Here is a 21,823-nt window from a genome sequence, read left to right as displayed (position 1 = left end):
GGTCTATCTTATCCTTAAAAAAACCGCAATCCACAGATTGCAGCCTTTCTTTATTTTCTAGCTTGATAACGACTGGTTAAGATAAATATCACGGTAAAGACCAGCATCATGACAAGGTAAACAGGGAATGTTTGTTCAGTTAAGGTCGAAATTTCAAGCAACTTTTGGATCATTGGGAAAAGAGCTGTGGCTAGGAAGCCTCCTACTGACCAGACAATCAAGAGGACTCGCCAGAGGGTGAATGGCATGCAGGCTCTAAATACGGATAAGAAACCGATAGAGCCTAAGAGATAATAGAGTAGGGTTGAGATTTCTACCTCTGACCAACCTTGGCTAGCCCCAAAGATTTTGACAAAAAGAACGCTGAACACGACCATGAGAGCGCTTGGTAGGGCACGAAGCATAGCTTTTCTGAGGAAGTTTGGTTCAACAGGCTTGATATTTCGCTCAAAAGTCAGAACGAATGGCGGGAAACCTTCCACGAATTGGTCAATCATGGTAATCTGGATCGGAATGAAAGGGAAAATCAAGATCCACTCAGACCGCCCTAGTAAAACACTAGCAATACAAATCACCGCGAGCAAGAAGGAATAAATCGTCTTAATCAAGAAAATCGGTGCGATATGGGCGATGTTATTAACCACACGACGACCTTCAAAGAGAATCTCAGGAACATCATTAAAGTCTGAGTTCAAAAGAACTAGATTGGCAATTTGACGAGTCGCAGGATCCCCCTCAGCCATCACGATAGAACAATCCGCCTCACGAAGGGCCAGGATATCATTGACCCCGTCCCCTGTCATAGCCGTTGTATGACCCGCTTTTTTCAGCGTTTGGATGATGAGTTTCTTTTGATGAGGGGAAACACGCCCGAAAATAGCTGTCTCTTCAGCCATGACAACCAATTCCTCATCTGTGATTTTTGAGCAATCTACATAGCTGTGATAGTCTACAAAGCCAGCCTTTTGGGCAATACTGGACACTGTAACGGGATTGTCACCAGAGATAATCTTGAGTCCCACTTCTTGAGAACGGAGATAGTCCAGCGTCTCAGCTGCTCCTTCTCGAATAGGATCCAAAATCTCCAGCAAGGCCAGAGCCTGAATATCAGATGGTTTCTGTGATTTGTGGTGGTCTAGTTTCTCCTGACTGAGTGCCAAGACCAAGACACGTGATCCTCTCTCCAAGGCCTCTCTGGCTTCCGGGACTTCAGAGTCCAACAACATCTCAGGCGCACCTAAGAAAACTGTCCCCAAGCCTTCCAATTCCATAGCCCCCCACTTGCGGTCGCTTGAGAAGGGAAGATTCGAAAGCATAGGATAGGCAACCTGTCCTTGGAAACGCTGGCGAATGGCTTGGGCTGTTGGATTTTTATCCTCACTATGAGCGATATAGCTGGTCAAAATGCTGGCAATAGTCTCTTCACCATAAGTTTCCGTCAGAGGAAGAACCGCCTCCACCTGCATCTTTCCTTGGGTGATGGTCCCCGTTTTGTCCAGACAGAGCATATCCACGCGCGCCAAGGTCTCGACAGAGTACATCTCCTGCACCAAAACCTTTTTCAAGCCCAGCTTAATCACCGCAGTCAAGAGTGAAGTAATGGTCAAAAGGGCAATTCCCTTAGGCAACATCCCTAAAAGGGCTGTTGACGAATTTACAACGGATGACTTGAGGGGTAGGCCTTTTAACATCAAGGCTTCTAGCAGGAGAGCTAGACCAAAGGGAATGATAATCTTCCCAGTAAAACCAGCTAGCTTGTCTAGCGATTTCATGATACGGGAATTGATCGGTTTCACTGTCTTAGCTTCCAGCATGAGTTTGGAAGCATAGTTGTCTGCCCCGACATGGTGAACTTGAGCCAAAACTGCGCCACTGGCTAGGAAACTTCCTGATAAAAGCAGAGCATCCACTTCTTTTTGCACCAAATCACTCTCACCCGTCAACATGGCTTCATTAACTTCCGCAAAACCTTCTAGAACCAAGGCATCACTAGGAATCTGCTCCCCAGCAGACAAACGAATGACATCTCCTAGAACCAACTCTTCTGGATTGAGAGCAACTTCTTGACCATCACGAATGGTTTTGACCTTTTCCTTGGTCATGAGATTGAGCTTGTCCACCATGTGTTTGGCTCGCAGCTCAGTCACAATCCCAGAAAAAGCGTTAAAGCAAATAACGGCAAAGAAAACCAAATTGCTCCAAGCCTGTACAAAGGCAAGCGCTAGGGCAATAACAAAGTTTAATGCGTTAAAAAGTGTAAAAACATTTCGTTTGATGATTTGCCAAGTACTGGTACTGGCTGAAGCGGTAAAGTCATTGACCAAACCTTGAGCCTGTCTTTCCTTGACTTCTCTTTGGGTTAATCCTATAATCTTATTTTTATCCATAAACTCTATCATATCATTTTTTTTAAAAGAATTCTAATCCCATCTAAAACTGTTGGCTGATAACTGAAAAAGTTTGCCAGTAGTCTTTTGATAAGGTATAATAATAAAAGCAATACAATCGAAGGAGATCTCATGTTTTATACTTATTTGCGTGGACTAGTCATGCTGATCTTGTGGTCCATCAATGGCAATGCCCACTATCACAATACTGATAAAATCCCTAGTCAAGATGAAAACTATATCCTCGTCGCTCCTCATCGTACTTGGTGGGATCCAGTTTACATGGCCTTTGCGACCAAACCAAAACAGTTCATCTTTATGGCCAAAAAAGAGCTGTTTAACAACCGCATATTTGGCTGGTGGATCCGTATGTGTGGGGCCTTTCCTATCGACCGGGAAAATCCTAGCGCCTCTGCTATCAAATACCCTATCAATGTCCTCAAAAAAAGCGACCGCTCTCTCATCATGTTTCCAAGTGGGAGCCGTCACTCAAACGATGTCAAGGGTGGCGTAGCCCTGATTGCCAAGATGGCCAAAGTCCGTATCATGCCGGTTACCTACACAGGTCCTATGACCTTGAAAGGCTTGGTTAGCCGTGAACGTGTCGATATGAACTTTGGAAATCCAATCGATATCTCAGATATCAAGAAAATGAATGATGAAGGAATCGAAATGGTTGCAGACCGCATCCAAGCTGAATTCCAACGTTTGGACGAAGAAACCAAGCAATGGCACAATGATAAAAAACCAAACCCACTCTGGTGGTTTGTCCGCATCCCAGCCCTCATCCTTGCTGTGGTTGTTGGTATCCTAACGATTATCTTTAGCTTTATCGCAAGCTTTATCTGGAATCCAGATAAGAAGAGAGAGAAACTTGGTTAAAAAATACAATTATCCCTTGGCAAAAGCCAAGGGATAATTCTTTTATTTGATTTTCCATTTTTGGGTCAACCAGCTGGAAAAGGCTAAAAATCGCTCAGCAACTTGCTCATGATGCCCATAAGGATCAAAGACAAACTGACCAGTCGGATAGCGTTGCTGAAGACTGGTATGGATCTGCTCAGCATAGACTGGTGCTTGAGCCAAGCGATTGGTATGATGGGCTCCTTCTGTTTGACCATTCTGTAAATACAGTAAACAGTCCAAATTTTTCACCTTTTCTTCCTTGCAATAAGTCGCAAAATTAGGATACCAAAAGGAACCGCAGATAGAGAAGATACAGGAGACCTTGTCAAAATGGAAAAGACTGTATACAGCCGCCAAACCACCTAGTGAATAACCTCCATAAGCAAGGCGATTTTTGTCCAGGCGATAAAGCGACTGCAACTTATCTAAAAGACCTCCAAATAAATGACTATGATAGGCAGTTGCCTGACCGCCAAAATCTGGAGCCCCATCTCTCAGAGCAGATGCCTTCCATGGAGTGTAGTCATCTAGGCGATGTTTAGAGGTCAAACCAACTAAAATCACAGATTCTGAAAGGGAAGATAGGAAATCCAAGTTTCCATCATTAAAGAGAATAGCTGGATAGGTTTGGTTGGGATCATAGGTTGAAGGAAGGCTGATTTGGACTTGGATCCCTTCCCAATCAAACTCATTATTTATTGATAAAGTCATTGATTTTCTCAAGGGAATCAATCACTGCTGGACCATAGTCCATTAACTCATCGTAGGAAATGGTCATGATTTTTTGATTCTTAATTGCAGGAACGTTTTCCAAAACAGCATTTTTCTTCATCAACTCTACTGCGTTGGCATCCAATTTTTTATTGCGGTCGCTAGTTACATAGATAATCAACTCAGGATCCATTGACACGAGATTTTCCAAGGTCAAGCCTGATGTTCCCGTTGCAACGTTGGTATAACCAAGTTGATTCAACAAGCTTTCTTGCAAAGCAGACTTGTAAGCACCGAAGGTTTCGTCATTATAAGCAACCATAATCAAAGCCTTTTTCTTTTCACCTTGGCTTGCTGGGGTTGCTTTCTTAACAGCGTCAATTTTAGCTTGTAACTGGGCTGCGTATTCATTGGCCTTGTCCTGAACATTGAAAATCATTCCAAGATTTTTGACATCTTCTACAATATTCCCCAAGTCTTGCTGAATCGTTGAGAGAGAAGCTTTTTGTGTATAAACTGGGATTTTGTTTTCATTCCAAGTGCTAACTGTCCCCAAGGATTTTTCAGAAAACATCATGTTTCGACCCATCACCGCATCTGGCTCATAAGAAAGGACTGTCTCTTGTGAGACTGTTTTTTTATCGCCAATTTGAGGAATAGTCGCAATCGCATCCTTGTATTTGTCCGTCACAGCATTGTCCGGGTTGAGCATACCAGCAATTTTATCCTTCAAGCCTAACTCCAATAAGATTTCAGTGGTTGAAAGATTGTTGGTGATAACTTTTTCAGGTGCCTTGTCAAAGACTTGTTCGACTTCATTTCCTTTAGCGTCATAAGTCTTGACCGTGAGTGGATAAGTCGTCTCTGTGCTGGCCTTTTGACTTATTTCTGTGCTAGAATGTGTGGTAGCTTTTTCTGTAGTAGTATTACCACAAGCTACCATGGTTAGGGTAGCTACTGTTACGAGTAAAATGCTTAGTGTTTTTTTCATCTTGTTTTCCTTTTCATTTTTATAAATAGTGAATCATAGCTTGCTGATCCTCAGTCCAAGTCACCTGACTTTGAACTCCATATACAGTTTGCAATGACTCAGGGGTGATGGTCTCCTTTGGAGTACCTTGGTAAAGGATTTCCCCCTCCTTCATCAGATAGAGATAATCCGAATAGCGACAAGCAAGTTGAATATCATGCAGGACAGCTAGAACATTGACCTTGAGATTCTTTACAATGGCCAACAAGTCTAACTGGTACTTGATATCCAGGTGATTGGTAGGTTCATCCAGGAGCAAGAGAGTCGGTTCTTGCGCCAAGGCGCGTGCTAATAAGACTCGCTGCTTTTCTCCACCTGAAAGAGACGAGTAGAGACGAGTTTTCTTCTCAAGCATATCCACCTTGACGAGAGCATCTTGAACGAGGGCATAATCCCTTTCCTTTTCCTTCTGTAAAAAAGAGAGGTGGGGAGTTCTTCCCAGCAAGACGATTTCCTCAACTGTACAATCAAACTGCAATTGATTAAACTGGGTGACAACTGCCATTTGCTTGGCTGTTTCTTTGAGTGACCAATGCTCCAGTGGCTTTCCATCTAAGCTTATCAAGCCTTTGTCCGCCTTTTCCTGACGATAGAGGAGTTTAAGCAGGCTGGTTTTTCCACTTCCATTTGGTCCTAGTATCGTGTGAAATTGATGCCCCTCAACCTTAAGAGAAACTCCTTTTAGGATTTTTTTCCCTCCTAGTCCAAAGTGTATATCTTGACAAATCAAATCCATATCAGATCCTCACCTCCCTTCGCCTACCTCCAACAATGTAGATAAAGAAGGGAGCACCTACTAAGGCTGTGAAAATACCAATAGGCAGCTCGGCATTTGGAATGATGACACGAGAAAGTACATCTGCCCAGACGACAAAGAGGGCACCCAGTAAGGTCGCAATGGGAAAAAGCCTCCTGTAATTCGTTCCTACTAAGCCTCGAGCTAAGTGAGGAGTAATTAGACCAACAAATCCAATAATCCCACAAGTTGCTACTAAGACTGCTGTCAGAACAGCCACCATGGTCACATAAAGATACCAATAAAAGCGTAAGGGAATACCCAAAGTTAAAGCAGCCTCATCTCCCATCATCATCGCATTGAAAACACGATACTGAGTAGAGAAAAATAGAAAGGCCATTCCAACTACTATAGTTGGCAGGACTAAGTCAGACCAGTTAGTCCCAGCAAGCGAGCCCATGGTCCAAAACTTAATGGTCATCACACTGTCAGCGTTAGCACCAACTGAGATAATAAAGTTGGAAAATGCCAGAAAAAGAGCATTGACCACTGTTCCTGATAAGATCAGACTAGAAGTCGTCATCCTTCCCTGCATAGAGGCAATGATGAGGACAGCAATGGTTGCCAAAATAGCTCCTAAAAAAGCTCCAAGGCTAATCATCACTTTTAAGCCAAGAATGATGCTCAAGGTTGCACCCAGAGTTGCACCCGCAGAGATGCCTAAGACATAGGGCTCAGCGATGGGATTGTTCACTGTAGACTGCATCACGCTACCACACATGGAAAGACCAGCCCCTACTATCAAGCCTAACAATACTCGGGGGAATCTCATGTTCCATACAATGGCAAGAGTGGACTTGGAAACCTCTCCTATCTCAAGAGGAAAACCCAACCTGCTCAAAATAATCCGATAGGTATCTCCTAGATCAATCGCAACAGATCCCATAGAAACTGCTAGAAAGAGCGAAATTCCTAAAACACTTAGCAAAATACCTAAAAGTAACACAAATTGCAGGTCCCTTCGGCTTCCAGAAAATTTGGAAAGCATGCAAACCTCCTTTGATAGAATCTTAAAAATTTAGAAAATTCTCATGAAAAGTATACCATATTTCTACTCGATGAACAAGGATAGAGACATATATAGAAAAAGCCCTCTGAGATCAGAGAGCTGATTTGAGCTCGGGATAAAATCCTAGTGAAAAAGATGAAACTCCTTGTGTTCATCGAACACTGTGTCCTTTCCCTATTTTCATACGGATTTTTGGCGCCCTGAGCATCATAATTCTTGCTGGATAAACCGTTTATAAACTAGGCGAAGAGGCGAAGATTATACTTGAGTATATTGAGGTATGGTAACAACATAAAAAGCCCTCTGAAATCAGAGAGCTTTATTCTTGCTGGATAAAACGTTTATAGACTAGGCGACAAGCCGAAGATTGTACTGATGGTACATCGAGGCGAAGGCAACGAAGTATAGAAACGTTTTAGACGCAAGATTAGCGACGAAGTCCTAGAGAGTTGATCAACTCACGGTAACGGTTAACGTCGTTCTTACGCAAGTATGCAAGCAAGTTACGACGGCGACCGATTTTCTTCATCAATCCACGGTAAGTAGCGTGGTCTTTTTTGTGTTGTTTGATGTGTTCGTTAAGGTGGTTGATTTCCCAAGTAAGGACAGCAACTTGAACCTCTACTGAACCTGTATCACCTTCGTGACGTGCATATTGTGCGATGATTTCATTTTTTTTCTCTTTTGAGATTGCCATGATGTTTCTCCTTTTTATTTGGCTTCATCCGAGTGACAGGTTGGCATGCCTGTAACCAAGAAGAAGTTATTTGTCTTTACGACAGTTCTTATTCTACCAAGAAGCAGGGACTTTGTCAACTGATTTACTGTTTAAAACCGTGAATTACTCTACTGATTTCAGGGCTTCAAGCATATCCACTTTTCTTAAGTGGTAATTGACAAAGACGCCCAGTAAAGCCAAAATCACAATCACTGCGACGATTGGAAGCGCATAGACTTCCCAGCTGACTTGTGGATAAAAAAGTATGGCGGCAGGTGAAATCATTTGAATCAAAAATTGATGTAAATAGTGGCCAGCTACCAAACCGAGAGCAATCCCCACAAGGGATAGCACCATGGTCTCACGGTAGATATAGAGGGTCACTTCTTTATTATGGAAACCGAGAACCTTAATAGTGGAAAGTTCACGGATACGTTCTGCCACATTGATATTGGTGAGATTGTAAAGAATAACAATAGCTAGCAAGACGGAAACAAGGACAAGGATTGCCATGGTTTTATTGAGCGAACTAGCCACGGATTCAAAGAGATGGATGGCCGTCGCATTTTGGACCACCCCTGAAACAGCAGCTTTTTCCATGAAGATAGCTGCTTCTTTCTCCGTATTGGAAGGTGTTGGATCTTTTAATTTTACTAGGTAGGTATTGTCTTGCGGACTGGTGCCATAGACTTGTTCGTATGTCGCTCGGTTGAGATAAACATAGTGTCCAACATAATTTTCAGAAATAGCCGCGACCCTGATTTCTTTTCCATCAAGCTCCAGCTTATCCCCAATCGTAACACCTGCTAGTTGGGCTAATTTTTGACTCACGACCGCTCCATCGGTAACCTGCACCTCTTGCCCCTTTTCTTCTAATGTGATAAAGGGCTTGAAGTCTTCTCCACTCGTAACCATCATGGTAATAGTCTGAAGTCCTGCTTTTCCTTTGAAATCTTTTTCAATGGATTTAGAGTAAATCTTTTGATAAGCATGGATAGATTCAGCCTGCAAGGCGCTTTCTAAATCTGCTTTTTCTTGCTCACTCGCACTGCTCTTTTCCACTACAATCATCTGGTATTGCTGGATTTGTTCAAATTGACGCTCGGAAACTCGTCCCACAGATGACTGAATGCCAAGACCTGCAAATAAGAGAGCAACCGAACCTGCAACTCCAAAAATGGTCATCAACATTCGTTGTTTATAACGAAAAATATTCCGCGCCGTGACCTTATGAGTGAAGCTCAGACGACTCCAAATAAAGCTCAAGCGTTCCAGCAAAATATTTGATCCTTTAACGGGAGGTTTGGGAAGTAAGAGCTGGGCTGCTTCATCGTGCAATTCTCTTCGCGCTACCAGATAAGCCGGCAAAACGCTGGATACCCAACTTAAAGCTAGGGCAATAAGACTATAAGACCAATAGAAATACTCCTGACTTTTCCCAACGACCATCCCAGCTGTTATAACATCCGAAATCACGCCTGCAAGGAGATAATGTCCTAGAAGCGTTCCTATAATGGTTCCCATAGTTCCTGCAAGAAAACCATAAAGGACAAACTTGGCAACTATATCTCGATTTCGGTAACCCAAGACCTTGAAAATACCAGCATTGGTGCGTTCTTCATCCACAAAGCGAGTCATCGTTGTAAAGGTCACCATCGCAGCAACCATATAAAGCACCACTGGAAAGATATTTCCGACCGAACGAACGCTTGATGATGCATTGCTGTACATGAGGTAACCTTGTCCACCTAGTATGGTTTCGCGATTGTATACGTGGTATTTCGGCTCTGCCAGTTCATCAAGTTCTTTCTGTCGCTGCTCTAGCTTCTCTTTTTCCTTAGATAGATCACTCTCTGTCTGAGCCAGCTTTTCTTTTTTTGTCGCCAGTTCTTCCTTAGCTTTTGTCAATTGCTCCTTGGCTGTACTCTTTTGCGGTTCTGGTAAAGCGGTCACTTGTTCTTCTTGCGTTTTCAAGCGACTTTCAGCCTTCTCTAACTGACTCTTGCCATTTTCAAGGTTGCTTTCAGCAGTTTGGAGCTGTTCTTTGCCCTCTTCCAGGCTCTTTTGCCCATTTACTTTGATACTTGCCAATCTTTTTTGACCATTATCGGCCAGCAAGTCTTGCAACTCTTCCTGATGTTGGGATCGTTTGGTCTTATAGTCTGATGAAAAAGCATCCAGATTTTTTAAATCGTCATAGCGCACACGCGCGATACTATAGACATCTGAGTCAAACTGACTGGGTAAAATCACTCCATAGCCAGCCAAGCTTCCATTTCCACTACTAGCTCCACCTAAATCTTCTTTAGAAAGAATTTCACCCGACTGAACAAATCCAGTAATTGTGAAAGTTTGGGATTTTAGGACGGACTTTTCTTCTTTCTTAGTAAAGGTAATGGTCTGACCAATCTGATAGCGGTCTTTCCAGAAATCAGCCAAGGTAATTTCCCCATCAGCCTCTGGCAGTCGCCCTTCTGTCACTTGGAAGGTTGAAATGCTCTCTGGTTTGGAATAAAGTCGAACCGCTTCTTCACTATTTTCAACGGTTAGATCTGCCATATAGCCAAACTCAACACTTACTCTTTGAAGTGTCTTTAGTTCATCTTGGTCTTCTTTGTCCAAGCCATAATCTGCTATCACGGCCAGATCCAGAGTATTGGCTTTACGGAGATAATCTTCTGCCGTACGTTCCATGTTTGGACTGGCCACCTTGAGACCTACTAGGGCTAGAGAACCCAGCATCATCAAGGTCAAGATAGAAACAAAGCGCCCCTTGGAAGCAGTCACCGACTGGAGCAAGTCTTTTCGATATGTTTTTTTCATGCTAATACTCCAATGTATCAATATCCTGTGGACGCTCATTGATTGTTACGCTCTTAACCGTAGCATCACGCATGTGAATCACCCGATCTGCAATAGGAGCTAGCGCGCTATTGTGGGTCACGATAATCACTGTTGATCCTTTTTGACGAGACATGTCTTGGAGAATTTTCAAGACTTGCTTCCCCGTCTGGTAATCCAAGGCACCTGTCGGTTCATCACAAAGGAGGATTTTAGGATTTTTAGCTACCGCGCGTGCAATAGATACCCGCTGTTGCTCTCCTCCAGAAAGCTGGGCTGGAAAGTTATTGAGGCGATGACCTAGCCCCACATCTTTGAGCACTTGCTCTGGATCCAAGGCATCAGCTACAATTTCTGAGGCCAACTCTACGTTTTCCTTGGCTGTCAGATTGGAGACCAGATTGTAAAACTGAAAAACAAAGCCCACATCTTCACGACGATAGTTTGTTCGTTGGTGCGAACTATAGTTGGCAATATTGGCACCATCAATCCAAATCTCCCCCTCATCATTGGTATCCATACCTCCTAAAAGATTGAGAACGGTTGATTTTCCAGCACCTGAAGCACCAAGGATAATGACCAGCTCCCCCTTTTCAATTTCAAAATTCACATCGCGATTAGCCACAATCTCCGTATCCCCAACCTTGTAACGCTTGTAGCTGTGTTTCATTTCAATATAAGCCATCGTCCTTCTCTCTTTCTTACAATTAAGTCACTCTTTACTATCATTATAACGCTTTTTCAACTAGTTGGAAACTAGAAGCAAAAACAAAAAAGCCTAGGAGTTCCTAAGCTTTCTGTTTATAGATTATTTTCCAAGATAGTATTCAGAAACTACGTTCAATTTTTCGTCAAATTCGAATACCAATGGTGGGAAGTTAGGGATTTCCACGTCCATGATTTCGTCATCTGACAAGCGTTTGATGTGTTTTACAAGGGCACGGATTGAGTTACCGTGAGCTCCTACGAATACGTTTTTACCATCTTTAAGTGCTGGAGCGATTTTGTCTTCCCAGAATGGAAGGGCACGTTCCAAAGTCACTTTCAAGTTTTCAGCATCTGGGATAACTGAGTCGTCAAGTGAAGCGTAACGACGGTCAGTGTGCGCTGAGTGCTCATCATCACGATCCATGTTTGGAGGCAATACATCGTATGAACGACGCCAGATGTGAACTTGCTCATCACCAAATTGCTCAGCTGCTTCAGCCTTGTTTTTACCAGTCAAACCACCATAGTGACGTTCGTTCAAGCGCCATGATTTTTCAACTGGAACCCAAAGTTGGTCAGCTGCTTCAAGCGCCAAGTTTGTTGTTTTGATCGCACGTTTCAATACTGAAGTGTAAGCTTGGTCAAATTCGATACCAGCTTCTTTGATCAATTTACCAGCGTCAATCGCTTGTTGTGTTCCTTTTTCAGACAAATCAACATCAGCCCAACCAGTGAAAAGGTTAGCTTTGTTCCATTCAGACTCACCGTGGCGAGCAAAAACCAATTTTACCATTAGATGGATTCTCCTTTTATTTTTCGAGGTTGTCCTCGTTTATCTATTCCATTTTACACAATTTTTCACAAAAAAGCTAGTGAAAATCAACGAAAAAGAGAAGAGCTTCTCAGCCTTCTCTTTATTATATTATCATAATTGTTCTCAACAGAAAATGAAGCAGTCTCTCCTAAATAATTAAAAAACTACTACTCTTCAATTACAAATTTTTTCAATGTTCCAAAGTAGAGTGAACCACCAATAATGGTTAGAATTCCACCTACCCATCCCAAAAGTGGAATCAAACCGACCGCACCACCTACAATGAGCAAAACAGAAGGTGCATTCGTAACACGTTCATCATCTTTATAATAAACAATAGCAACAATTCCCAATACCAAAACAGCAATTTTAACCAATAACAAAATAATTGAAATCCCTGTCAATGTTCCAAGTGTTACATCTGCGTCTTCAGTCGCTGCAGCAGCTCCAACAGCCATCATAAACATGATGACTGGCGCTAAAAGCAATACAATTCCTGAAACAAGACCAAAAATAGCGTTAACACGAGCAAGTGTATTTGTTTTCATAATAATCTCCTTAAAATTTTTATAGGTATTATTCTATCATAATTTCAATAAAAATTAAACAATCTTATAAAATTTTATAATAAATATTGATTTTCAAAAAATAATTTTAAGTTCTATAGTCTCTTTATAATTAGTAGAAATATAAAATTATGAGAAAATTGAATAGTTGATTATGTTAATTATCTACACGGACAGGCTAGAAAGAACTTCATTTTAGGAAATGGACTAGTAAATTTTCCCATGATAAAACGCATAATATCAAAGCACTTGAACTCTTGATATTATGCGTTTTTATGATTTTAGCGACCTTTCTCAGTCTCTTTCTGATTATTTCGTTTCAAATCCTTCTGCGACTGCTTCCGCAAAATTTTCTTCTACGATGCTTGCACAGTGGTCACAGATGACTGCATGGTAGCTACGGTCTGCAGTAGTCGGATCGATACGACGGCAACGGTCACAAACTTCACCTGCAGCGCGTTCAACTGTAAAGGCAACATCTTCAAAACTTACTGCACCTTCTGGAGCTGCACCTTCTGCGATGGTTAATTCTGACACGATCAAAAGTTGAGCTACATTGCTGTCCACTGCTCCAAGCAGAGTTTTCACCACTTCATTTGGATAAACTGTCAAGTGTGCTTCGAGCGATTTACCAATAACTTTGGCATTACGAGCTTCTTCCAAGGCTTTTTGAGCTTGTCCGCGGAAGTCCATGAAGGCCGCCCAGGTATCCAAGATCTCTTCTTGGTTGGCAAAGGTTTGAGCTTCTGGCAATTCTGACAATTGAACGAATTCTTCAGCTTCAAACTCAAGATATGACCAGATTTCTTCCGCAGTGTGAGGAAGGATTGGTGTCAAGAGTTTGGTGATTTTGACAAGGATGTCATAGAAGACAGTCTGCATTTGACGGCGTTCGAGTGATTTGGCACCTTCAATGTAGACAACATCTTTGGCAAAGTCAAGGTAGAAGGCAGACAAGTCAACGTTGATAAAGTTCACCAAGGCCTTGTAGATGGTTAAGAATTCAAAGTTTGCATAAGCATCACGAATCGTTTTCACAAGTTGGTTAAAGCGGATGGTCATGTACTTATCAACGGAACGTAGTTCATCGTAAGCGACTGCGTCCTGAGCTGGGTTAAAGTCAGAAGTGTTAGCAATCAAGAAACGAAGAGTGTTACGGATTTTACGATAAGTTTCAGAGACTTGGCTCAAGATATCCATAGAGATACGTACGTCGTTGCTTGAGTCAACACTTGTTACCCAGAGACGCAAGATTTCCGCACCAAATTGTTTTTCAACATCGCTTGGAGCAATGGTATTCCCAAGAGATTTAGACATCTTCTCACCTTTACCGTCAAGGGCAAATCCTTGTGATAAGATTTGTTTGTATGGCGCTACACCATGGTTGGCAACAGATGTGATGAGGGATGAGTTGAACCAACCGCGGTATTGGTCAGAACCTTCAAGGTAAAGATCAGCTGGATATTTAAGTTCTGGACGGTTAACCACTACTCCATTCCATGATGAACCCGAGTCAAACCAAACGTCCATGATGTCCGTTTCTTTTTTGAACTCGCCATTTGGTGAACCTGGATGTGTAAATCCTTCTGGCAAGAGATCCTTTGCATCACGTTCCCACCAGATGATAGAACCATGTTCCTCAAAGAGTTGAGCCACGTGTTCAATCGTTTCAGCTGTCATAATTGGCGTTCCGTCTTCAGCATAGAAGATAGGAAGGGGAACTCCCCAAGCACGTTGACGAGAGATTACCCAGTCACCACGGTCACGAATCATGTTGTAAAGACGCACTTTACCCCATTCTGAGTGGAACTTCACTTTTTCAATTTCGTCCAAGATTTCTTGGCGGAATTTTGATACAGAAGCAAACCATTGTGGCACTGCACGCCAGATGATTGGTTTTTTCGTACGCCAGTCAAATGGATACGAGTGAGAAATTTCTTCTCGAGCAAGAAGAAGATCACCCAGTTTTTCGATAACAGTTGGTACAACCTTGTCATAGAATTGACCTTCAAAGTCAGAGCCAGCATTGGCCATCATAATACCGCGTTCGTTAACTGTTACAGCAACTTCAAGACCATTTGCAACACCGACATTATAGTCATCCTCACCAAAACCAGGGGCTGTATGGACGATACCTGTACCAGAGTCAGTCGTAACGTGGTCACCAAGGATTACCAACTCATCTACAGTAGTATCCCAAGGGTGAGCTGTCACGATTTGGTTCAATTCTTGACCACGGTAGGTCGCCAAGACTTGAACATCAGCCCAACCAAATTTCTCAGAAAGACTATTCAACAATTCTGAAGCAACCACAAATTTACGATCTTCGCCAGCTGGTTGTACCAATACATAATCAATATCTGCTCCAACTGTCAATCCACGAGAAGCTGTGATAGTAAATGGTGTAGTGGTCCATACGACAATATAAGTGTCTGTATCTAGGACACCTTTTCCGTCTTTGACGCGGTTAGCATAGTAAAGGGAAGTTGAAACCAAGTCATGGTATTCAATTTCCGCTTCAGCAAGAGCTGACTCAGATGACCATGACCAGTAAACTGGCTTGGCACCACGGTAGATATAGCCTTTCTTAGCCATTTCACCGAAGACACGGATTTGAGCTGCTTCATAGTCTGGAGTCAAAGTCACATAAGGATTTTCCCAGTCACCAGAAACACCCAAACGTTTAAAGTCTTCACGTTGTTTATCTACTTGGGAAAGAGCGTAATCACGGCAAAGTTTCAAGTACTCAACCAGGTCCATTTCTTTGCGTTTGACACCTTGTTTTGCCAAAACTTGCTCGATTGGCAGACCATGAGTATCCCAACCTGGGATGTAAGGCGCATAAAATCCTGACATCGATTTCGAACGAACAATAATATCTTTAGAAATCTTGTTCATGGCGTGCCCAACGTGGATATTTCCGTTGGCATAGGGAGGGCCATCATGCAAGGTGAAATGCGGTTTTCCTTGGTTCAATTCTTGACGACGTTGGTAAAGTTTCGCTTCGTCCCACTCTTTTTGCCATAGTGGTTCTTTAGTAGGAAGTCCAGCACGCATTGGAAATTCAGTTTTTCCAAGATTTAGGGTATCTTTGAGTTTCATTATATCTCCTTTATTATATAGACAAATTAAAAACCACGAATCGCTAAAAAGGACGAAAATCGTGGTACCACCTTTGTTCGAAAAAAGACAAAGTCTCTTTTCCTCTTTTCCCGTAACGTGGGGAACGTTCAATCTTACTACTTTCAGACTGGATTACTTGAGAGGATAATCTCACCACTAGGGATTGCAGGACTCACACCGTCTCCTACTCGCTGAAAATATAGTTAGTCAGATCTTGTTCTCACATTTATTTCTTATAATATTGTAACGGATTCTTGTTGTGCTTCATGTCTAGTAGTTGAAGAAGCAGTTCCAGTTGCTGATGGCGATACTGAGAAATACTCTGTCATCATTTCTGAATCCTCATGTTGTGGTTCAACTGAATGAGACTGTATCTCTTCTACAACCGTATTGATGTCTAACACATGACTTTCCGCTTGACTGTTAGCCTGCTGAGCTTCAAACTCAGCTAATTCTTTGTTACCTGCTTCGATGCGGGCTTGTAACTCAGCCATTTCTTCAGGTGAAAATTGGCGAGTCACATCAATCGGCTCTTCTTCTGGTTGCGAAGGAACAGCTTCTCCCAAGACCTCACCTACGACTTCCTTGAAGGCTTCATCACTTGTTTGGAGATAAGTCGCAGTCGGACGAAGAATATCTTCCCAATCTGAAGATTCGACAATTGCCAACTGGCTCTCAATCGTAGATTTGAGACGTTGATGAAATACACGGCTTTTGTTTTTCAATTCCTCTGTCTCAACAGCTACTTTCTTAGCATTATCTGTTGCCTGACGTAGGATTTCATTAGCCTTGTATTTTGCCTCTTCAAGGAGGCGCTGGGCATCTTGCTCAGCCTGTTGAATAATATTGTTTGAGCGCTCTTGAGCAGCTTGCTTTACACGTTCAGCCGTATCTTGAGCAATCAAAACAGACTGGCTCAACGAATCCTTCATCTCATCAAAGTAAGATAAGCGCTCTTCTAAACTTCTAATGTGTCTTTCCATTTCGTGATTATTGCGAACTAAGTCCTCGTAATCACGAACAACAATATCAAGAAATTCATCTACTTCTTCTGGATCAAACCCTCTGAATTTCGTAGAAAAGGTTTTATCTTTAATTTCTAATGATGTAATTGGCATACTTTTCCTCACTTACTTAATAATAATTGGATAGTCAGTTTTATCTTATCCCTTTTAGTTTGCCCATTTTCTTTGACAATCTTCAGACGACCAAACTTTCTCACACTAATCAAATCCCCTACAGCTACTAGATAATCTAATTTTTCAATGGGGTGGTAGTTTACCTGAACAGATTTTTTCTCTATCAGTTGACCAGCCTGCTTTCTGGATAATTTCAAGGCACTTGATAAGAGGGCATCCAAACGAAAACTGGAAATCAAAATCTCTTGTTCTTGATAATTGATCTCAGATATGATTTTATCGGTGAAAGGACATTCCTCCAGCGACACAGGTAGTCTGGCAATCTTTTGTATCCCGTCCTGAAACAGAAGGATAAAATCACGATTGACAAAAATCTGTGCTCTCTTTTCATCTACCAAGATATCACCAAAGAGCTTACGATCAATTCCTAGTTGATTGATGATTGTCCCCAAAATCTTTGCATGTGTTAGCTGTTCAAACCTACTTGGATAACGGATCTCTAACAATGCCATTTCAAAATCTGACAGTGTCGGACTGAAATAGTCTGGATACAGAAGGACACGGACAAATTCTGTATGGATGTATTCTCCGCTACTCACACAGCCCAGTCCATAGGTCCCAGCCAAAATCCTCAGTATCTGTTCCTGATGCGGGTTGACAAAAGCAGTGAGGACCGGAGTATAAGTATCTTCCACCCGCTTGATCCACTCTAATCCCTTATCAATAAAGGGAGCATCATCAAGGGAAAAGTGCTGGTAAATCGCTTTATTTGTCATCATAGTATCAACAAGAAACGAATCAAGCTGTCACCCAAAAAACGGACGATTAAGATTGCCAGCCAAATGGATAAATCCAAACCTCCAAATTGTAAAGGTAAACGGCGAAGTGGATCAACAATCGGTCTAATAAGCTTTTCCAGTAAACGTTCTAGTGAACTACCGTAAGAATTTGGAAACCAAGAGAGGAGTGCATAGATTAACAAAAGCAGGGAATAGATATTCACTGCATTTTGGATCAGACGAATTAGAAAAATCATTATTTCGCTCTACTTCGTTTAATATCAAAACCAAATTCTGCACTTTGAGAATCATCAGGCAACTTGATATCTTCAATATTCACAACCACATTGACTGGTGTCAACAAATACATTGTACTCGCAACTTTTTTCAGATTACCTGCCAAAACATGACGGGCACCGTCCAGATAGTCTAGACAACGACGAGCCTGAACCTCTGTCATGTACTGGAAGTCAATCAAGATACTTTCATTTCCAGCCAATAAATCCACAATCTCTGTTGCATCCTCATATTTTCTAGGATAACGAACATCAATCGTCACTTTTTCATCTGTACGATGGCTTTGCATAGCCAATTCTTGTTGGCGAGCATGTAAGCGAGTGATGTTGGCATCTTTTGAAGTGGTTGATTGAAACTGCGCTGGCAGTTCTTTAGAAGCTGAACTCGATGAAGCAATCATCTGCTCATCCTGAGGTTGATAAGTCGCAGTTGTTTCTTCCCCATCTTCTGTAAAATAATCTATAAATTTATCAAATCTATCTTTTAAAGACATAGACCTCTCCTATTTAAAAAATGCTGTGCCAATTCGAACAAAGGTCGAACCAAATTGGATCGCTTCCTTATAGTCACGACTCATCCCCATGCTCAACTCTGTCATCGGCATATTAGGAATTTGTTTTTCTCTAATTTCTGCTTGCAGTTCCTGAGTTTTCTTGAAAATTTGTTTCAATTCATCAGAATCTGCCTCAAAAGGAGCCATGGTCATCAAACCAACATACTCAATCTGATCTAGCTGAGCCAAGTCCGGCAAAAGTTCTAGTAATTCTTCTTTTGAAAAACCGTGCTTGCTTTCCTCTCCTGAAATATTGACCTGTAGGAAACACTTGATAACATGATCTGTCCTCTTTTGAATCTCCTGCGCCAATTTTAAGGAATCTAAAGCATGAAAGTAATCCACAAAAGGGATTACTTCTTTGACCTTCCGTCTTTGTAGCGTTCCAATCAAATGCCAAGTGACAGGGAATTCTTTTAACGTCTGATATTTTTCTAAAAATTTATCAACACGATTTTCACCAATATGATGAACACCCAGGGGAAGCAGGGCTTCCGTTGTTTTTACGTCCACATATTTCGTCACTGCAATAATTGAAACAGAAGCTGGATCACGATTGGCTTCTCGGCTAGCTTCAGCGACCTGCTGAAAAACGAACTCTGTATTTTTTTTCAAATCCATTGATTAACGATTCTTGAAGAATGGAGGTGTGTCCAACTCATCTTCGTCCTGATAAGTCGGTGCTTCGAAACGTTCTACAGGTGATACGACTGAATCAGTTTGACGAACGATTGATTCACGGCGCAAGTCCCAATCACCAAAAGCAGAAGATTGACTTGTTTCAAAGCGTCGTTGGCTTTGTTTTGGTAATTCTGCTGTATCTTCTAGGTCAAAATGACGATCAAAATTTTGAGGGTGCGGTTGTCTTGAGGCTTCACGACGAGCCGCTTGTTTTACTGGGGAACCAACAACTTTTTCTACACGTTCTTGACGAACACCAGTCGCTACAACAGTAACACGGATTTCATCCTTCATGCTTTCGTCAATTGATGTTCCAAGCCAGATGTTTACACCTTGGCCTGCTGCTTGATTGACGATTTCAGAAGCTTCTTCTGCTTCAATCAAGGTCAAATCAAGACCACCAGTAACGTTGACAATGACATCTTCAGCACCGTCAATGGTTGTTTCAAGAAGTGGTGAGTAAATCGCTTTACGAGCTGCTTCAACGACACGCTCTTCTCCACTGCCAATACCGATACCCATAAGGGCATTCCCTTTGTTTGCCATGACAGTTTTCACATCGGCAAAGTCAAGGTTGATCAAACCTGGGTTGGTAATCAAGTCTGTAATCCCTTGAACACCTTGGCGAAGGACGTTATCTGCTTCGCTAAGAGCTTCAAGAAGCGGTGTCTTCTTGTCAACAATTTCAAGCAAATTGTTGTTTGAAATAATCAACAAAGTATCAACATGTTCGCGAAGTTCGTTGATTCCTTCTACAGCGTACTGACCACGTTTGCTTCCTTCAAATCCGAAAGGACGTGTCACAACACCAACTGTAAGGGCACCAAGATCTTTAGCAATACGCGCTATCACTGGGGCAGCTCCTGTACCAGATCCACCACCCATACCAGCAGTGATAAAGACCATGTCTGCCCCGCTAATTGCTGCTGTCAATGCTTCTTCGCTTTCTTCAGCAGCCTTACGACCAACCTCAGGTCGACCTCCAGCACCCAAACCACGAGTCAACTTTGGTCCGAGTTGGATAACTGTTTCAGCTTTTGTACTGCTTAAGGCTTGTACATCCGTGTTCGCCGCAATGAATTCTACGCCTGAAACACCTTCGTCGATCATGCGGTTAATAGCATTACCACCGCCTCCACCGACACCAATTACTTTAATAACTGCACCTTGAGCAGCTGCTGTATCAAATGAAAATGTCATAATTTCTTTTCCTCTTTTATTCATCAAACATGCTTCCGATCAAGCTACGGAAACGGTCTGTTAATTTCGGTTTATCTTGAGAACTTGCTTGGAATTCGTCTCTTGGAGCAAGGCCACTGTCAGGTGTGATTTCAGTTGCTGCAGTAGCTGGTTGCACTGGAGTTGATTGTATAATTGGTGTCACACTCTGATTTGAAACACCAAAATTAATTGGTTTTTGGCGAAGGAATTCATCTCCTCTGACTGCTTTTTGAGCCAGAAGATTCACTTCTGTCAATTTACCTGCAAACTCAGACAAGCTGATTACATGTGCAAAAGCAGGGTTGCGAATTCCCACTTGATTTGGCACATAGAGTTTCACTCGAACACCAAACACTTCTTGCGCCAATTCGACGACTCCTGGTAAAATCGCATTCCCGCCGATCAGAACGATACCACCTGGTAGATCCAACAAGTGTCTTCTGTCTAACTCCTGTTTAATTTGATCAAAAATATGTTTGATACGTGCTGAGATAATTTCTGCCAAGTAACTTTCTGTCACTTCAACGGGCTCTACTTCACCAATGACTTCAACTTGGAAAGTCTCGTTACTTGCTAGTGGAACATAAGCTTCACCATAGTTGAGTTTCAAACTTTCTGCGATTTTTTGGGAAGTTTTTAAGACTTTGGAAATGTCTTTAGTGACATATTCTCCACCTTCTTGGTAGATATTTGTAAATTGCAATTCTTGATTGCGAATGGTTGCAACTGTAGTTTGTCCACCACCCATATCAATCACTGTCGCACCAAACTCACGTTCTCCCTCGTTGAGAACTGAATTTACAATCGCTAATGGTGAGATGATGACGTTGTCAACATGAATTCCCACACGCTCCACGGTTTTACGAAGGTTATGAAGAATGGTACGAGGTCCTGTGTAAAGTAAGCCACGCATTTCCAAACGCACCCCCATCATGCCACGAGGGTCACGAATACCTTGGAAACCATCTACGATAAATTCTTCTGGAATGAAAGTAATCACTTCACGATCAGGCGTCATGCTCTTTGTCAAAGCTGATTTGACAACATTCTCTACGTCTTGATCTGTAATTTCTTTTGTATCTGATGTTACAGGAATCATTCCTTGAGTTGGTTCAACCTGCAAGAGATTTGCTGGTAAACCAACATTGACTGACTTGATTGAAATTCCTGCCTTCTCTTCTGCCTGGGAAATTGCGGATTTAATTGCTGAAGCAGCAGCCTCAATATCAACGATAATCCCGTCTTTGACACCTTTACTCTTGGCATTGCTAACGCCAATTACATTTACTTCACCATCTCTATGTTCGGCAACCAGCACTTTGATGGAGCTAGTTCCGATATCTAAGCCTGTAAAAAAACCATCTCTAGTCATTACATTGCGTCCTCTCTGTCTTCCAAGTTTCTCACTTCTATTTTCAATAACTGTGACGAGACACAGCTATTCACAAAATATTATAACACAAAAAATCCAATCGTGCTTAGTTTTTCATAAATTTCCTCTAGGTTTTTTGTAAAAGTCTTTTAAACAATTTTTCTCAGGAGCA

The 21,823-nt window shown here is 42.1% G+C and carries 19 protein-coding genes; 1 reads left to right on the top strand and 18 read right to left on the bottom strand.

All coding sequences use genetic code 11. The features are described from left to right. Positions 1-50 precede the first annotated feature (50 nt). Positions 51-2,387 (bottom strand): cation-translocating P-type ATPase, encoded by a 2,337-nt coding sequence (locus HT680_RS01960; RefSeq protein WP_173257839.1) that lies wholly within the window; start codon positions 2,385-2,387, stop codon positions 51-53. 132 nt (positions 2,388-2,519) lie between these two features. On the opposite strand from HT680_RS01960, the gene HT680_RS01955 reads away from it, so the two are divergent. After that, complete coding sequence (locus tag HT680_RS01955) at positions 2,520-3,269, top strand: 1-acyl-sn-glycerol-3-phosphate acyltransferase (protein ID WP_173257837.1); 750 nt, start codon at positions 2,520-2,522, stop codon at positions 3,267-3,269. A gap of 42 nt (positions 3,270-3,311) precedes the next feature. On the opposite strand, the gene HT680_RS01950 is transcribed toward HT680_RS01955, so the two are convergent. The 17 genes from HT680_RS01950 to ftsA form a co-directional block, all read right to left on the bottom strand. After that, complete coding sequence (locus tag HT680_RS01950; protein WP_173257835.1) at positions 3,312-4,004, bottom strand: alpha/beta hydrolase-fold protein; 693 nt, start codon at positions 4,002-4,004, stop codon at positions 3,312-3,314. Then, positions 3,985-4,995 (bottom strand): ABC transporter substrate-binding protein, encoded by a 1,011-nt coding sequence (locus HT680_RS01945; protein WP_173257833.1) that lies wholly within the window; start codon positions 4,993-4,995, stop codon positions 3,985-3,987. The genes HT680_RS01950 and HT680_RS01945 overlap by 20 nt, the downstream gene beginning before the upstream one ends. 19 nt (positions 4,996-5,014) lie before the next feature. Beyond that, positions 5,015-5,770 carry an ABC transporter ATP-binding protein gene (locus HT680_RS01940; RefSeq protein ID WP_173257830.1) on the bottom strand — a complete coding sequence of 252 codons (756 nt, stop codon included), beginning with the start codon at positions 5,768-5,770 and terminating at the stop codon, positions 5,015-5,017. A gap of 1 nt (position 5,771) precedes the next feature. Next, positions 5,772-6,818 (bottom strand): iron ABC transporter permease, encoded by a 1,047-nt coding sequence (locus HT680_RS01935; RefSeq protein WP_173257828.1) that lies wholly within the window; start codon positions 6,816-6,818, stop codon positions 5,772-5,774. A 448-nt stretch (positions 6,819-7,266) separates the two neighbouring features. Further along, positions 7,267-7,536, bottom strand: coding sequence for a 30S ribosomal protein S15 (rpsO, locus tag HT680_RS01930; RefSeq protein ID WP_001018251.1), 270 nt, complete (start codon positions 7,534-7,536; stop codon positions 7,267-7,269). A 144-nt stretch (positions 7,537-7,680) separates the two neighbouring features. Beyond that, positions 7,681-10,386, bottom strand: coding sequence for an FtsX-like permease family protein (locus HT680_RS01925; RefSeq protein ID WP_173258627.1), 2,706 nt, complete (start codon positions 10,384-10,386; stop codon positions 7,681-7,683). Further along, positions 10,382-11,083: an ABC transporter ATP-binding protein gene (locus HT680_RS01920; RefSeq protein WP_173257826.1), complete on the bottom strand. Its 702-nt coding sequence runs from the start codon at positions 11,081-11,083 to the stop codon at positions 10,382-10,384. Before HT680_RS01920 ends, HT680_RS01925 begins: the two co-directional genes overlap by 5 nt. 123 nt (positions 11,084-11,206) lie before the next feature. Next, a complete protein-coding gene (locus tag HT680_RS01915; RefSeq protein WP_000240126.1) occupies positions 11,207-11,899 on the bottom strand; it encodes a phosphoglycerate mutase in 693 nt (230 codons plus the stop codon). Positions 11,900-12,087: 188 nt separating this feature from the next. Then, entirely contained in the window at positions 12,088-12,468 is a 381-nt protein-coding gene (locus HT680_RS01910) for a hypothetical protein (protein ID WP_173257824.1), read from the bottom strand. A gap of 327 nt (positions 12,469-12,795) precedes the next feature. Continuing rightward, a complete protein-coding gene (gene ileS, locus HT680_RS01905; protein WP_173257822.1) occupies positions 12,796-15,588 on the bottom strand; it encodes an isoleucine--tRNA ligase in 2,793 nt (930 codons plus the stop codon). A 254-nt stretch (positions 15,589-15,842) separates the two neighbouring features. Next, the gene (locus tag HT680_RS01900) at positions 15,843-16,727 is read right to left on the bottom strand and encodes a DivIVA domain-containing protein (RefSeq protein WP_038805548.1); all 885 of its coding nucleotides are present in this window, start codon (positions 16,725-16,727) and stop codon (positions 15,843-15,845) included. 8 nt (positions 16,728-16,735) lie between these two features. Next, the gene (locus HT680_RS01895; RefSeq protein WP_173257820.1) at positions 16,736-17,527 is read right to left on the bottom strand and encodes an RNA-binding protein; all 792 of its coding nucleotides are present in this window, start codon (positions 17,525-17,527) and stop codon (positions 16,736-16,738) included. Further along, a complete protein-coding gene (locus tag HT680_RS01890) occupies positions 17,524-17,784 on the bottom strand; it encodes a YggT family protein (RefSeq protein ID WP_000576497.1) in 261 nt (86 codons plus the stop codon). Before HT680_RS01890 ends, HT680_RS01895 begins: the two co-directional genes overlap by 4 nt. Further along, on the bottom strand, positions 17,784-18,317 hold the full coding sequence (locus HT680_RS01885; protein ID WP_000053360.1) for a cell division protein SepF: 534 nt from the start codon (positions 18,315-18,317) through the stop codon (positions 17,784-17,786). Before HT680_RS01885 ends, HT680_RS01890 begins: the two co-directional genes overlap by 1 nt. Positions 18,318-18,326: 9 nt before the next feature. Next, positions 18,327-18,998, bottom strand: a complete 672-nt coding sequence (locus HT680_RS01880; RefSeq protein ID WP_173257818.1) for a YggS family pyridoxal phosphate-dependent enzyme — start codon at positions 18,996-18,998, stop codon at positions 18,327-18,329. A 3-nt stretch (positions 18,999-19,001) separates the two neighbouring features. After that, a complete protein-coding gene (gene ftsZ, locus HT680_RS01875) occupies positions 19,002-20,258 on the bottom strand; it encodes a cell division protein FtsZ (RefSeq protein ID WP_004243484.1) in 1,257 nt (418 codons plus the stop codon). 16 nt (positions 20,259-20,274) lie between these two features. Further along, complete coding sequence (gene ftsA, locus HT680_RS01870; RefSeq protein ID WP_000196334.1) at positions 20,275-21,651, bottom strand: cell division protein FtsA; 1,377 nt, start codon at positions 21,649-21,651, stop codon at positions 20,275-20,277. Positions 21,652-21,823: the final 172 nt, after the last annotated feature.

It is taken from the genome of Streptococcus sp. 5905 (genome assembly GCF_013276505.1).
Classification (GTDB): Bacteria; Bacillota; Bacilli; order Lactobacillales; family Streptococcaceae; genus Streptococcus.
The sequence above is the reverse complement of the archived record's forward strand: the minus strand, read 5'-3'. Positions and strand labels throughout refer to the sequence as shown.